We start from the raw sequence: 12,021 nt of genomic DNA, 5'->3' as shown, positions 1-12,021 counted from the left end.
GATGCGCAGGTGGAAAAACTGGGCATTATCCGTGGCGAGGGCGGGCTTGCCAACCTTCGTGGGACCTGTGGCCTGGGTTAATACAAATCTACCGGGTCTACATCCAACGACCATCGCACTTGTCGGCCGCTGGGCATTTGCTCCAGGGCAAGCAGCCAGCTACTTAAAAGTCGATGCAGCGGTGCGCGTGAGGTTGCCTGCAAGAGTAGCTGAGCGCGATAGCGTCCGGCGCGGCGCTCCATGGGCGCGGGCACCGGGCCGAGCAGTTCGATGCCGGTCAGGCTCAGTTCGCCCAGTAAACTTTCGGCGACGCTGCATGCTTCATCAAGAAAACCTTCGGCCTGGCCGGGCTTGTGCGCTTCTGCTCGCAGCAATGCCAGGTGCGCAAACGGCGGCAGGCCGGCGGAACGGCGTTCGCTCAGTGCTTGTTCGGCGAAGGCAAAATAGCCTTGTTCGGTCAGTTGGATCAGCAAAGGATGGTCAGCGAGGTGCGTCTGAATAATCACCTTGCCCGGTTCCTCCGCGCGCCCGGCACGACCCGCGACCTGCACGATCAACTGCGCCATGCGCTCGCTGGCGCGGAAGTCCCCGGAGAACAAACCACCGTCGGCATCCAGGATCGACACCAGTGTCACCCGTGGAAAGTGGTGCCCTTTGGCGAGCATCTGCGTGCCCACCAGGATGCACGGCTGGCCTTTCTGAATAGTGGCGAACAGCTGATTCATCGCGTCTTTGCGCGACGTGCTATCGCGGTCGACTCGCAGTACCGGGTAATCCGGAAACAGAATGCCCAAGCGCTCTTCGGCACGTTCGGTGCCCGCGCCTACCGGACGCAGGTCCACCTTGCCGCACTGTGGGCAATGGCGAGGCACACGTTCCACATGGCCGCAGTGGTGGCAGCGCAGCTCGCCGTGGCGTTGGTGCACGGTCATGCGCGCATCGCAGCGCTCGCACTCAGACATCCAGCCACAGTCATGGCACAGCAGTGTCGGCGCAAAGCCGCGGCGGTTGAGAAACACCAATACTTGCTGTCCAGCGGCAAGGGTCTGGCCGATGGCTTGCTGCATCGGCCCGGAAATGCCGCTGTCCAGCGGACGGCTTTTGACGTCCAGGCGCATGAAGCGAGGCTGCTTGGCGCCGCCGGCGCGCTCATTCAAGCGTAGGAGCCCATAACGGCCGGTGTAGGCGTTGTGCAGGCTTTCCAGGGATGGGGTGGCCGAACCGAGCACAATCGGAATGTCTTCCTGGCGCGCGCGCACCAGTGCGAGGTCGCGGGCGTGGTAACGCAGGCCTTCCTGCTGTTTATAGGAGCCGTCGTGCTCCTCGTCGATGATGATCAGGCCGGGGTTTTTCATCGGCGTAAACAGCGCCGAACGGGTGCCGATAATAATGTCAGCCTCGCCATCTCGCGCGGCCAGCCACGACTCGAGACGTTCACGGTCGTTGACCGCCGAGTGCACCAGTGCGATGCGAGCGTTGAAGCGCTGTTCGAAACGCGCCAGGGTTTGCGGGCCGAGGTTGATCTCAGGGATCAACACCAGTGCCTGCTTGCCGGCCTGCAGGGTTTCGCGGATCAACTGCAAATAGACTTCGGTCTTGCCGCTGCCGGTGACGCCGGCCAGCAGGAACGCATGGAAACTGTCGAAACCTGCGCGAATCGCTTCATACGCCGCGCGTTGCTCGGGGTTCAGCGGTAATTCTGGCTGGGCCAGCCAATGTTCGTGGCGCGGGTCGGGGGCGTGCTTGCGGATTTCCACCTGCACCAGGCCTTTGGCTAGCAGCAGGTCGAGGCTGTCCTTGCTCAGCATCAGCTTGCTCAATAGCTGATGCGCTACGCCGTGTGGATGCTGGGCCAGGGTTGCCAGGGCTTCACGCTGGCGCGGGGCACGGGCGATGCGCGGGTCATCGAGACGGGCACCGGGCACCGTCGACCAGAAACGTTCCTGGCGTGCTTCGGCCAACTCGCCCTGACGCAACAGCACCGGCAGTGCCCAGCTCAAGGTGTCGCCCAGGCTGTGCTGGTAATACTGGGCGGTCCATAGGCACAGCTTGAACAGTGCTGGCGGCAATGGTGCGGTGGCGTCCAGGATGGCCAGGGCCGGTTTGAGCTTTTCGGCCGGGACTTCGCTGTGATCGGCGACTTCTATTAGAACGCCGATCATTTCCCGTCGGCCAAAGGGTACGCGCACGCGCATGCCTGGCTGCAATTGCGCTCGCAGCACGCCGGCCGGGGCCCGGTAGTCGAACAGGCGGCGCAGGGGCGAGGGCAGGGCTAGGCGCAAAATGGCGTCGGGCACGCGGGGTTCCATCTAAGGAGGGTGATGAGGAAGGGCGGGAGCCTAGCAGACAGGGCAAGGCTTGGGTATGCCATGGTTTTCTGATGAAAGGAGCTTTTATGTTGGGAATCGGCCGCAAGGGCCGCTTGCGCGTTTAAAAAGGTCTGGTAGAATCCGCGGCCTAATTACGTGCGGTATTCGACAATAGTGTCGAGTGGCGGCACGCTAGCCCGAGGAAGTGCCATGAAAGCCGATATCCATCCAGCGTACGAAACCATCGAAGTAACCTGCAGCTGCGGCAACAAGTTCGAAACTCGCTCGAACCTGTGCAAGCCACTGGGTACTGACGTATGCAACGAGTGCCACCCGTTCTACACCGGTAAGCAGAAGACTCTGGACACCGGCGGCCGCGTACAGCGCTTCGCAGATCGCTTTGGTGCTTTCGGCAAGAAGCCTGCTACTCCAGCAGAGTAAGGCTCAAAGGCCTTATGGGCTTTTGCCAGCTGTTGAAAAAGGCGTCCCTTGCGGGCGCCTTTTTTGTGCCTGGGATTTGGCTGTCGGCTGTTCAGGCCGAGGTGTTTTGCCCTGCACCGACGTCCGTGTCCCAGGTCGAGGTGCAGCGTGTGGTTGATGGCGATACCGTACGTCTCAAGGATGGCCGCAGCGTGCGGATGATCGGCCTTAATGCGCCGGAGACCGGCAAAAAGGGCCGAACCGATGAGCCCTATTCTGTCGCCGCTCGCCAGCGTTTGCAGGCGTTGGTGGCGGCCAGCGGCGGTCGCGTCGGCCTGGTGCCGGGGCGCGAGCCTAAAGATCATTACGGTCGTACCCTGGCCCACCTTTACGGTGGCAATGGCGAGAACCTGGAGGCGCAATTGCTGGCTGAGGGCCTTGGATTCCAGGTGGGCGTCGCGCCCAATGTGGATCTCGTCGCCTGCCAGCAAGCTGCTGAAAACCGCGCCCGTCAGGCAAGTCTGGGCCTCTGGCGGCAATCGCCAATACAGCCCGTGGCGCAGCTCAAGCAATCCGGCTTTGCCTTGGTCAGCGGCCGCGTAAGCAAAGTCGAACGCAATCGAGGTGGCATCTGGATAGAATTGGAGCGTTCACTGGTATTACGCATTGCACCCGATCTGGCCCACACATTCGATGTCGGTCTGCTTAATGGTCTGCAAGGCAAGGTAGTCGAGGCTCGGGGTTGGGTGCAGGATCGCTCCAAGCGCGGCGGCCTGAAACACGATCATGCGCGTTGGCTGTTGCCGCTGACCGACTCAAGCATGATCAAATTGACGTTTTAATAAAAAATTGTAGACATTTTTTATGTCGATTGTGAACAGTCTAGCCCTTGTATACCGTGGCTTTAGACTAAAGTACGTCGTTTCGGGGCCTTGACACCTGTGACTGCCCAGTCTTGTAGGGGCTTTACGACACGAGTATCCTCGGCGGTCCGTCGACCAACAGTAAAAGCGGAATGCCGATATGTCTGATTTGAAAACTGCCGCTCTCGAATATCATGCCCATCCTCGTCCAGGAAAGCTGAGTGTAGAGCTCACCAAAGCCACTGCCACTGCCCGCGATCTGTCGTTGGCCTACAGCCCCGGCGTGGCTGAGCCCGTACGTGAAATCGCTCGTGATCCCGAGCTGGCGTACAAGTACACAGGCAAGGGCAACCTGGTTGCAGTGATTTCCGATGGCACCGCGATTCTTGGCCTGGGCAACCTCGGCCCATTGGCTTCCAAGCCAGTCATGGAAGGTAAAGGCGTGCTGTTCAAGCGCTTCGCCGGCATCGACGTTTTCGACATCGAAGTCGATTCCGAGAGCCCGCAGGCCTTCATCGACACCGTCAAGCGTATCTCCATCACCTTCGGTGGCATCAACCTGGAAGACATCAAGGCACCTGAGTGCTTCGAGATCGAAAAGGCCCTGATCGAACAGTGCGACATTCCGGTATTCCACGATGACCAGCACGGCACCGCGATCGTTACCGCGGCCGGCATGATCAACGCCCTGGAAATCGCTGGTAAAACCCTGTCTGACGCCAAAATCGTCTGCCTGGGCGCCGGTGCTGCGGCTATTTCCTGCATGAAGCTGATCGTGAGCATGGGCGCCAAGCTCGAAAACATCTACATGGTCGACAGCAAGGGCGTGATCCAGTCCGAGCGTACCGATCTGAACCAGTACAAGGCGATGTTTGCCCACCCGTCCTCCAAGCGCACCCTGGCTGACGCCCTTGACGGTGCAGACGTGTTCGTCGGCCTGTCCGGCCCGAACCTGCTGAGCGCCGAAGGTCTGAAGTCCATGGCGGCCAACCCGATCGTATTCGCCTGCTCCAACCCGGACCCAGAGATCTCGCCGGAACTGGCTCACGCCACTCGTAACGACGTGATCATGGCCACCGGTCGTTCGGACTACCCGAACCAGGTCAACAACGTTCTGGGTTTCCCGTTCATCTTCCGTGGTGCCCTGGACGTTCGCGCCAAGCGCATTAACGAAGAGATGAAAGTAGCTGCCGCCAATGCCCTGCGTGAACTGGCCAAGCTGCCGGTGCCTCAGGACGTGTGCGATGCCTACGGTGGTGCCAAGCTGGAATTCGGTCGTGAGTACATCATTCCGAAACCAATGGATAAGCGCCTGATCACTCTGATCTCCGATGCTGTGGCCAAAGCCGCCATCGAGACCGGTGTGGCCACCCTGCCGTATCCGAAAAACTACCCGCTGCAAAGCGTGGATGATGTGTTCAACGGCTAAGCCGTTGTAGCGCACCAACAAAAAGCCCCGGCTCTCGCGAGTCGGGGCTTTTTGCTGTGTGGCTATAAAAATCACGGCCTGCGCAGAACCAAAGGTGGGAGGGGGCTTGCTCCCAATGGCGGTGTGTCAGTCACTTGATGAGTTGGCTGCTCCACTGGTATCGGGGGCAAGTCCCCTCCCACATTGGATCTGTGTTCAAACACAGACTCCGTTAGAACAGATCGATCGGTGCCGCCTCATCTGCCGGCAGCGGGCTGCCCGGTGCAACGCCGTTACCCAATTCATTGACCGACGGCGGCGTGTCTTCGCTCTTGAACAGTTCGAAGTACGCATTCGGCGTGCTTGGCGATGCCGCACGGCCACTCACCGGGTCGATTCGCAGGCTAAGGATGCCTTCCGGCTCCGGCTGGGTATGCAGCGGCTTGTCTTTCAAGGCTGCGCCCATGTAGCTCATCCAGATCGGCAGTGCGACGGTGCCACCGAACTCTCGACGACCGAGGCTTTCGGGCTGGTCATAGCCGGTCCACACGGTAGTCACGTAGTCGGCGTTATAGCCGGAGAACCAGGCGTCCTTGGATTCGTTGGTGGTACCGGTCTTGCCCGCGATGTCCGCACGGCCCAAGGCCAGTGCGCGGCGTCCGGTGCCTTTCTTGATCACGTCTTCGAGGATGCTGTTGAGGATATACGTCGTGCGGCCATCCACGATGCGCTCGGCCACGGCAGGTGCCTGTGGTTCGGTTGCAGCGGTGTTTACGGCTGGCGAGGCGCCTGGTGTCGGCTCGATGGTAATACCGCCGTTGCTCGGCGCTGCCAACCCGTCAGTGGCCGCCACGCCGTTGACCACATCACCCGGCACGCGCGGTGGGTTGGCGGTGAACAGGGTGTCGCCATTGCGGCTTTCGATCTTGTCGATCAGGTACGGCGCGATTTTGTAGCCGCCGTTGGCAAACGTGCTCCAGCCGGTGGCAATTTCCATCGGCGTGAGGGTTGCCGTGCCGAGCGCCAGGGACAGGTTAGGAGGCAGGTCTGACTTGCTGAAGCCAAAACGCGTCATGTAATCGATGGTCTTGCCGACGCCCATCGCCTGCAGCAAGCGGATCGACACCAGGTTGCGCGACTTGTACAACGCCTCGCGGATACGGATAGGGCCAAGGAACGTGTTGGTGTCGTTTTTCGGGCGCCAGACCTTGTCCAGGTACTCGTCGACAAACACGATCGGTGCATCGTTGACCAGACTGGCGGCGGTGTAGCCGTTATCCAGTGCGGCACTATAGATAAACGGCTTGAAGCTTGAGCCCGGCTGGCGCTTGGCCTGGGTGGCACGGTTGTAGTTACTCTGCTCAAAGGCGAAGCCACCCACCAGGGCGCGGATTGCACCGTTCTGCGGGTCCAACGAGACCAGCGCACCTTGGGCCAGCGGTACTTGGCTGAATTTAAGACTGTCGTCTTTCTGGCGTAGCACGCGGATCAGGTCGCCCACTTGCGCGACGTCTGACGGCTGCTTGGGCATCGGGCCCATGCTGTTGGTGTTCAGGAACGGGCGTGCCCACTTCATGCTGTCCCAGGCTACGTGGGCTTCGCCGGTGCGTGTCAGTACCTGCAGGCCATCTTTCTTCACCTGGGTGACGATGGCCGGCTCCAGCCCGCTGATCGCGCGCTGTTTACCCAGCTCGGTCGTCCAGGCGCTCAGGGTTTTGCCCGGCAAGCGCGATTCAGGGCCTCGGTAGCCGTGGCGCTGGTCGTAAGTGATCAGGCCGGAATGCACTGCGTCATTGGCGATGTCCTGCAAGTTGCTCGGAACCGTCGTCGTCACGCGGAAGCCTTCCGTGTAGGCCTCGCTGCCATAACGGCCGACCATCTCCGCACGTGCCATTTCAGCGATATAAGGTGCGTTCACTTCCGGCGTCGGTACGTGATAGCTGGCGTTCAGTGGTTCGGCTATCGCGCTTTCATAAGCGGCTTGGTCGATCTTGCCCAGTTTGTACATGCGCCCAAGGATCCAGTCGCGGCGCTCTTTACTGCGCGCCGGGTTGGCCAGTGGGTTGAAGCGCGAAGGCGCCTTTGGAAGGCCGGCAATCATCGCCATCTGCGCCAGGCTGGCGTCGCGAATGGACTTGCCGTAGTACACCTGGGACGCGGCTTCGATGCCGTAGGCGCGGTTGCCCAAGTAGATCTTGTTAACGTAAAGCTCAAGGATCTCGTCCTTGGTCAGCTGACGCTCGATCTGCAATGCCAGCAGGATCTCGGTGGCTTTACGCGAAAAGCTGCGTTCGCTGGTGAGGAAGAAGTTCTTCGCCACCTGCATGGTGATGGTGCTGCCGCCGGATTGAATGTGTCCGCTTTTTACCAATTGTGTGGCGGCGCGAACCAGGCTGCTGGGGTCGACGCCATAGTGGTTGGCAAAATTATCATCTTCGGCTGACAGCAGGGCGCTGATGAAATTGGGCGGAATGTCGGCAAAACGGATCGGTGTGCGGCGCATTTCGCCGAACTCCGCGATCAGTTTTTCATCGCTGCTGTAGACCCGCAAAGGAATCTGCAACTGGATACTTCTGAGTGCCTCTACGGAGGGTAAACCCGGACTAAGGTAGAGGTAGGCCCCGCTGAGTACGAGCAGTAGCCCGCAGACGATCGCGACAATGGAGTACCCGAAAAACTTCAGCAGACGAATCAAGGCTTTTGGATTTCCAGAGAAAAGAATGAGTTAGGCGTCGGGGCATGCATGGCAAACGATGGATCGACCCGGGCAGCAGAGAAAAAGCGGGAAAAAACGCTGGGCATTAAAGCATTTTTCGGGTTGGGGCGTCATTCGCGCCACTTCAACATGCCGACCGAATGCGCGGCGCCCAGCCGCAATCAGGCGTTATGACAGGGAAAGTTTTGGGGAGTTTTATGGAAAAGGGATTTTTCAGGCGAAAAGACGACACCGTCCTGGGCGTCGACATCAATGAAGCGGGGATCAAGCTGGTTGAAATCAGTCGTTCAGCCAGCGGTTACACCGTGCAAAGCTACGCCACACAGGCGCTGTCTGCCCATTCGGTAGTCGATGGCACCCTGCTGGACCTGGAAGGTATTGGGCAGGCGCTTTACATCGCGCTGTCTCGGCTTGGCACGTCGGCCAAGCGGGCGGCTGCTGCCGTTGCGGGGCCTTCGGTGATTACTCGGGTAATTGAAATGCCTGCAGGGCTGAGTGATGACGAAATGGCCTGGAGGATTCAGATGGAAGCAGATCAATACATTCCTTATCCGCTGGATGAAGTGGCACTGGATTTTCAGGTTCAGGGCATTTCGGTGCAGGGGGCAGCGCGGGTCGAGGTATTGCTGGCAGCCTGTCTCAAGGAGCACGTCGAGGCCCGTGAAGCCGTTTTGGCGCTGGCTGGGTTGGCGACCAGTGTCGTGGACATCGAAGAGTTTGCATTGGCGCACGCTTGCAGTCAGGATTTCGCCAGCTTCACACTTGGCCATCGAGTTGATGGTACACAGTGGGTCGTCGATGCCCCTGGGATGGGAGTCGCTTGCGGGTTGGCCCTGAGGAGTTTCGCTGGATGACACGAATCAATTTTTTGCCTTGGCGCCAGGCGCTGGCGGAACGGCGGCGTAAATATTTCCTGATGCTGCTGGCGGCGTTTGCCTGCGTGGCGCTTGCGGCGGTGTGGCTGGCGGATCAGGTGATCGACCAGGCGATCGACCGGCAGGTGACGCGCAATAATCATGCGAGCAAGGACGTCGCCGTGCTGGACTCGCGTATCAAGACCATTGATGACCTTCAGGTGCAAAGCCAGCAACTGGCGGAACGCATGAAGGTCGTACAAGACTTGCACGATAATCGCTCCGCCGGCGCACAACTGCTCGATCAGTTGGCCCGTGCGGTCCCTGATGGCGTGCATTTGCATGAGGTCGTCGCCAAAGGCGATACGGTGAGTATCAGTGGCAGCGCTGAATCCAGCCAGGACATTGCCCAGTTGATGCGCCGCCTGGAAGCCTCCGAAGGTGCACACTCTACGCGCCTGCAACATGTGCGAGCCGACGGCGCTCGCGGCACCAACGAATTCCAGTTGATGGTACGCCAGGGAGAATCCTCCGAGGCCCAGCCATGAGCCTGCCCAGGCTCGAATTTTCCGCGCTGACTCACAACGCTGCAAAATGGCCCTTACCTGGCAAAGTCCTGCTGGGCTGTGCGCTGGCCGGCATAGTGCTGGTGGTGGGTGACCTTCTATACCTGAGCTCATCACGGGAGCGATTGCGACAGGTCGAGTTTCAAGGTGTTGCCCTGCAGCAGCAACGCGCGGAAAAAACTGACCTGGCCGCGGATCTTGAAGACCAGGCTCGCCAGTTCCAACTGATGCAGGAAAAGGTCAGCGGGCTTCTTCAGCAATTGCCTGGTGAGTCCGAGGTGCCCGGCTTGCTGGAGGACATCGCTCGGTTAGCACTGGCTAATGGGTTGGTGATAGAGAGCGTCACGCCGTTGGATGAGCTGTCTCGGCCACTCTATAACGAACAGCCTGTCCAGGTCGGGGTCACCGGCGCCTATCACGACCTGGCGACGTTTCTGAGTGCCCTAGGTGGCCTCTCGCGCATCGCTACGGTGCATGACGTTGCCCTCCGAAGTGATGGCAAGCTACTGCGGCTTGATCTGCTGGCCAAGAGCTATTGGCGTAGCCAGAAAGGCGTTAAGCGGGGGGCGCCAGCCCTGCAAGAACAACCCTTTGTCTACGATGCCTCCGGTTTACGTGATCCGTTCCAGCTCCTTGCCTTGCACGTCGATCACGCGCGTGGACGGGCGGCTGTTGCCCCTGACCTGGCTCGTTCGCGTGGAGCCTTGGAAGGTCTCTCTGTGGATCAGTTCGACATGGTCGGCACGTTGTCCCGCGGGGCGCAGACTTTCGTCCTGCTGCGCCAGGCCTCTACGGTGCATCGCCTGGCGGTCGGCGATTACCTCGGGCCGGATCATGGTCGAATCACAGCGATTCATGACGGCCATATCGAACTGGTCGAGTTGTTTCCCGATGAACAGGGCGCATGGCTGGAGCGCCCGCGAACCCTCGTATTAAACCTCCACTCATAACGGAATCAAACAATGAAAAGGACTTTCTCGTCCTTCGGTGTGGCGCTATGGATAGCGTTCACGGCACCGATGGCTGTTGCTGTGCCCAATCGTGTGGATCTTATCCAGCTACCGCCTCCCGGGAATGCGGTGTCGGGCGCCTATACAGGTGAAAAGCTGAGCCTCAACTTCCAGGACATTGGTCTGCGCGCCGTATTGCAGCAAATCGCCGATGTGGCCGGCCTCAACTTGGTGGTCAGCGACGATGTGCAGGGCTCCATCACCCTACGCCTCAAGCATGTGCCCTGGGATCAAGCGCTGGATCTTGTGCTGCAAACTAAAGGTTTGGATAAACGGATAAAGGCCGGAGTGCTACTGGTGGCGCCCGCCGAGGAGTTGGCCGCTCGTGAATTGCTCACGCTGGAATCGCGCAAGCAGATGGCCGACCTGGCGCCCCTGCGGCGTGAATTATTGCAGGTCAACTACGCTAAGGCGGCGGACCTGGCCAAGCTGTTCCAGTCCGTGAACGGCTTTGAAGGAACGACGGATGAGCGCGGTTCGGTGGCCGTAGATGACCGCACCAACAACATCATTGCCTACCAGACCGGCGAGCGTTTGGAAGAGCTGCGCCGGATCGTGGCGCAGTTGGATATCCCGGTGCGCCAGGTGATGATCGAGGCGCGGATTGTCGAGGCCAACGTCGACTACGACAAAAGCCTGGGTGCGCGCTGGGGAGGTCGCCTCAATCGAGGGAATTGGGCCGCCGGAGGTATTCAGAAGCCTCAGTCGGACGGTGCCCAAACTCCTGAAAATGCACCCAGCTCGCCGTTCGTAGATCTGGGTTCGCTTACTGGTACCTCCGGCCTGGGCATTGCGTATATCACCGACAACCTGCTGCTCGACCTGGAACTGACCGCCATGGAGAAAACCGGCAATGGAGAAATCGTCTCACAGCCCAAGGTGGTCACCTCCGACAAGGAAACCGCGCGCATTCTGAAGGGCACGGAAATTCCCTACCAGGAATCCACCTCCCAAGGTGCGACGTCGGTGTCGTTCAAGGAGGCCTCCCTTGCATTGGAGGTTACCCCGCAAATCACTCCCGATGACCATGTGATCATGGTGGTCAAAGTCACCAAGGATGAGCCCGACTACCTCAATAAACTCAACGACGTACCGCCGATCAAGAAAAACGAGGTCAACGCCAAGGTGTTGGTCAAGGATGGAGAGACGATCGTCATTGGCGGTGTTTTCTCCAATACCCAAAGCAAAGTGGTAGATAAAGTGCCATTTTTGGGCGATGTGCCGTATCTTGGCCGCCTTTTCCGGCGCGATGTGGTGGCGGATAAAAAATCCGAGCTGCTGGTATTCCTGACTCCGCGTATTATGAATAACCAGGCGATTGCTGTGAGTCGTTGATTCTGTGCGAAATTTGATTCTTGTAGGACCGATGGGGGCTGGAAAAAGCACCATCGGCCGTTTGCTGGCCAAAGAGCTGCGCCTGCCATTCAAAGATTCCGACAAGGAAATTGAATTGCGCACGGGTGCCAATATCCCATGGATCTTCGATAAAGAAGGCGAGCTGGGCTTTCGTGACCGCGAGCAGGCGATGATCGCCGAGCTGTGCGGCTGCGACGGCGTGGTATTGGCCACCGGCGGTGGCGCGGTGATGCGCGATGAAAATCGTCGGGCGCTGCATGCCGGTGGTCGGGTGGTCTATTTGCATGCGTCGGTCGAGCAGCAGGTAGGCCGCACCGCCCGTGATCGTAATCGCCCGTTGCTGCGCACGGCCAACCCGGAAAAAACCTTGCGGGACCTACTCACGCTGCGCGATCCGCTGTATCGGGAAATCGCCGATCTGGTGGTGGAAACCGATGAGCGGCCGCCTCGCATGGTGGTCCTCGACATTCTTGAGCGCCTGCAACGGCTGCCACCCCGTTAAAGCCAGGCCCGAAATGC

The 12,021-nt window shown here is 59.7% G+C and carries 9 protein-coding genes and 1 pseudogene; 8 read left to right on the top strand and 2 right to left on the bottom strand.

All coding sequences use genetic code 11. The annotated features are described in order from the left end of the window. Nucleotides 1–77: 77 nt before the first annotated feature. The gene (locus tag AB4N82_RS07875) at nucleotides 78–2,297 is read right to left on the bottom strand and encodes a primosomal protein N' (RefSeq protein ID WP_099602012.1); all 2,220 of its coding nucleotides are present in this window, start codon (nucleotides 2,295–2,297) and stop codon (nucleotides 78–80) included. A gap of 222 nt (nucleotides 2,298–2,519) precedes the next feature. On the opposite strand from AB4N82_RS07875, the gene rpmE reads away from it, so the two are divergent. The 3 genes from rpmE to AB4N82_RS07860 all read left to right on the top strand — a co-directional run bounded on the left by rpmE (nucleotide 2,520) and on the right by AB4N82_RS07860 (nucleotide 5,021). Beyond that, entirely contained in the window at nucleotides 2,520–2,750 is a 231-nt protein-coding gene (gene rpmE, locus AB4N82_RS07870) for a 50S ribosomal protein L31 (protein WP_049710411.1), read from the top strand. 14 nt (nucleotides 2,751–2,764) lie between these two features. Further along, on the top strand, nucleotides 2,765–3,571 hold the full coding sequence (locus AB4N82_RS07865; RefSeq protein WP_122764236.1) for a thermonuclease family protein: 807 nt from the start codon (nucleotides 2,765–2,767) through the stop codon (nucleotides 3,569–3,571). 181 nt (nucleotides 3,572–3,752) lie between these two features. Next, entirely contained in the window at nucleotides 3,753–5,021 is a 1,269-nt protein-coding gene (locus AB4N82_RS07860; protein WP_032890259.1) for a malic enzyme-like NAD(P)-binding protein, read from the top strand. Between the two features lie 211 nt (nucleotides 5,022–5,232). Here AB4N82_RS07860 and AB4N82_RS07855 read toward each other — a convergent pair whose 3' ends face one another. Continuing rightward, nucleotides 5,233–7,692, bottom strand: coding sequence for a penicillin-binding protein 1A (locus tag AB4N82_RS07855; protein ID WP_371854028.1), 2,460 nt, complete (start codon nucleotides 7,690–7,692; stop codon nucleotides 5,233–5,235). Between the two features lie 221 nt (nucleotides 7,693–7,913). On the opposite strand from AB4N82_RS07855, the gene pilM reads away from it, so the two are divergent. The 5 genes and pseudogenes from pilM to aroK all read left to right on the top strand — a co-directional run bounded on the left by pilM (nucleotide 7,914) and on the right by aroK (nucleotide 12,004). Then, nucleotides 7,914–8,570, top strand: a complete 657-nt coding sequence (gene pilM / locus AB4N82_RS07850) for a type IV pilus assembly protein PilM (RefSeq protein WP_122764259.1) — start codon at nucleotides 7,914–7,916, stop codon at nucleotides 8,568–8,570. Next, nucleotides 8,567–9,118 carry a PilN domain-containing protein gene (locus AB4N82_RS07845; RefSeq protein ID WP_095186126.1) on the top strand — a complete coding sequence of 184 codons (552 nt, stop codon included), beginning with the start codon at nucleotides 8,567–8,569 and terminating at the stop codon, nucleotides 9,116–9,118. Before pilM ends, AB4N82_RS07845 begins: the two co-directional genes overlap by 4 nt. Beyond that, nucleotides 9,115–10,086: a pilus assembly protein PilP gene (locus AB4N82_RS07840; RefSeq protein ID WP_460104773.1), complete on the top strand. Its 972-nt coding sequence runs from the start codon at nucleotides 9,115–9,117 to the stop codon at nucleotides 10,084–10,086. The genes AB4N82_RS07845 and AB4N82_RS07840 overlap by 4 nt, the downstream gene beginning before the upstream one ends. 138 nt (nucleotides 10,087–10,224) lie before the next feature. Beyond that, nucleotides 10,225–11,481 (top strand): annotated as a pseudogene (locus tag AB4N82_RS07835) (type IV pilus secretin PilQ); the annotation flags it as partial. 4 nt (nucleotides 11,482–11,485) lie between these two features. Continuing rightward, complete coding sequence (gene aroK, locus AB4N82_RS07830) at nucleotides 11,486–12,004, top strand: shikimate kinase AroK (RefSeq protein ID WP_010213757.1); 519 nt, start codon at nucleotides 11,486–11,488, stop codon at nucleotides 12,002–12,004. Nucleotides 12,005–12,021 lie beyond the last annotated feature (17 nt).

The organism is Pseudomonas sp. H1_D04 (assembly GCF_054683855.1).
The sequence above is the reverse complement of the archived record's forward strand: the minus strand, read 5'-3'. Positions and strand labels throughout refer to the sequence as shown.

Bases quoted from the DNA above. Each gene is read 5' to 3' on its own strand.
- rpmE (WP_049710411.1), top strand. From the start codon at position 2,520: ATGAAAGCCGATATCCATCCAGCGTACGAAACCATCGAAGTAACCTGC.
- AB4N82_RS07865 (WP_122764236.1), top strand. From the start codon at position 2,765: ATGGGCTTTTGCCAGCTGTTGAAAAAGGCGTCCCTTGCGGGCGCCTTT.
- AB4N82_RS07860 (WP_032890259.1), top strand. From the start codon at position 3,753: ATGTCTGATTTGAAAACTGCCGCTCTCGAATATCATGCCCATCCTCGT.
- pilM (WP_122764259.1), top strand. From the start codon at position 7,914: ATGGAAAAGGGATTTTTCAGGCGAAAAGACGACACCGTCCTGGGCGTC.
- AB4N82_RS07845 (WP_095186126.1), top strand. From the start codon at position 8,567: ATGACACGAATCAATTTTTTGCCTTGGCGCCAGGCGCTGGCGGAACGG.
- AB4N82_RS07840 (WP_460104773.1), top strand. From the start codon at position 9,115: ATGAGCCTGCCCAGGCTCGAATTTTCCGCGCTGACTCACAACGCTGCA.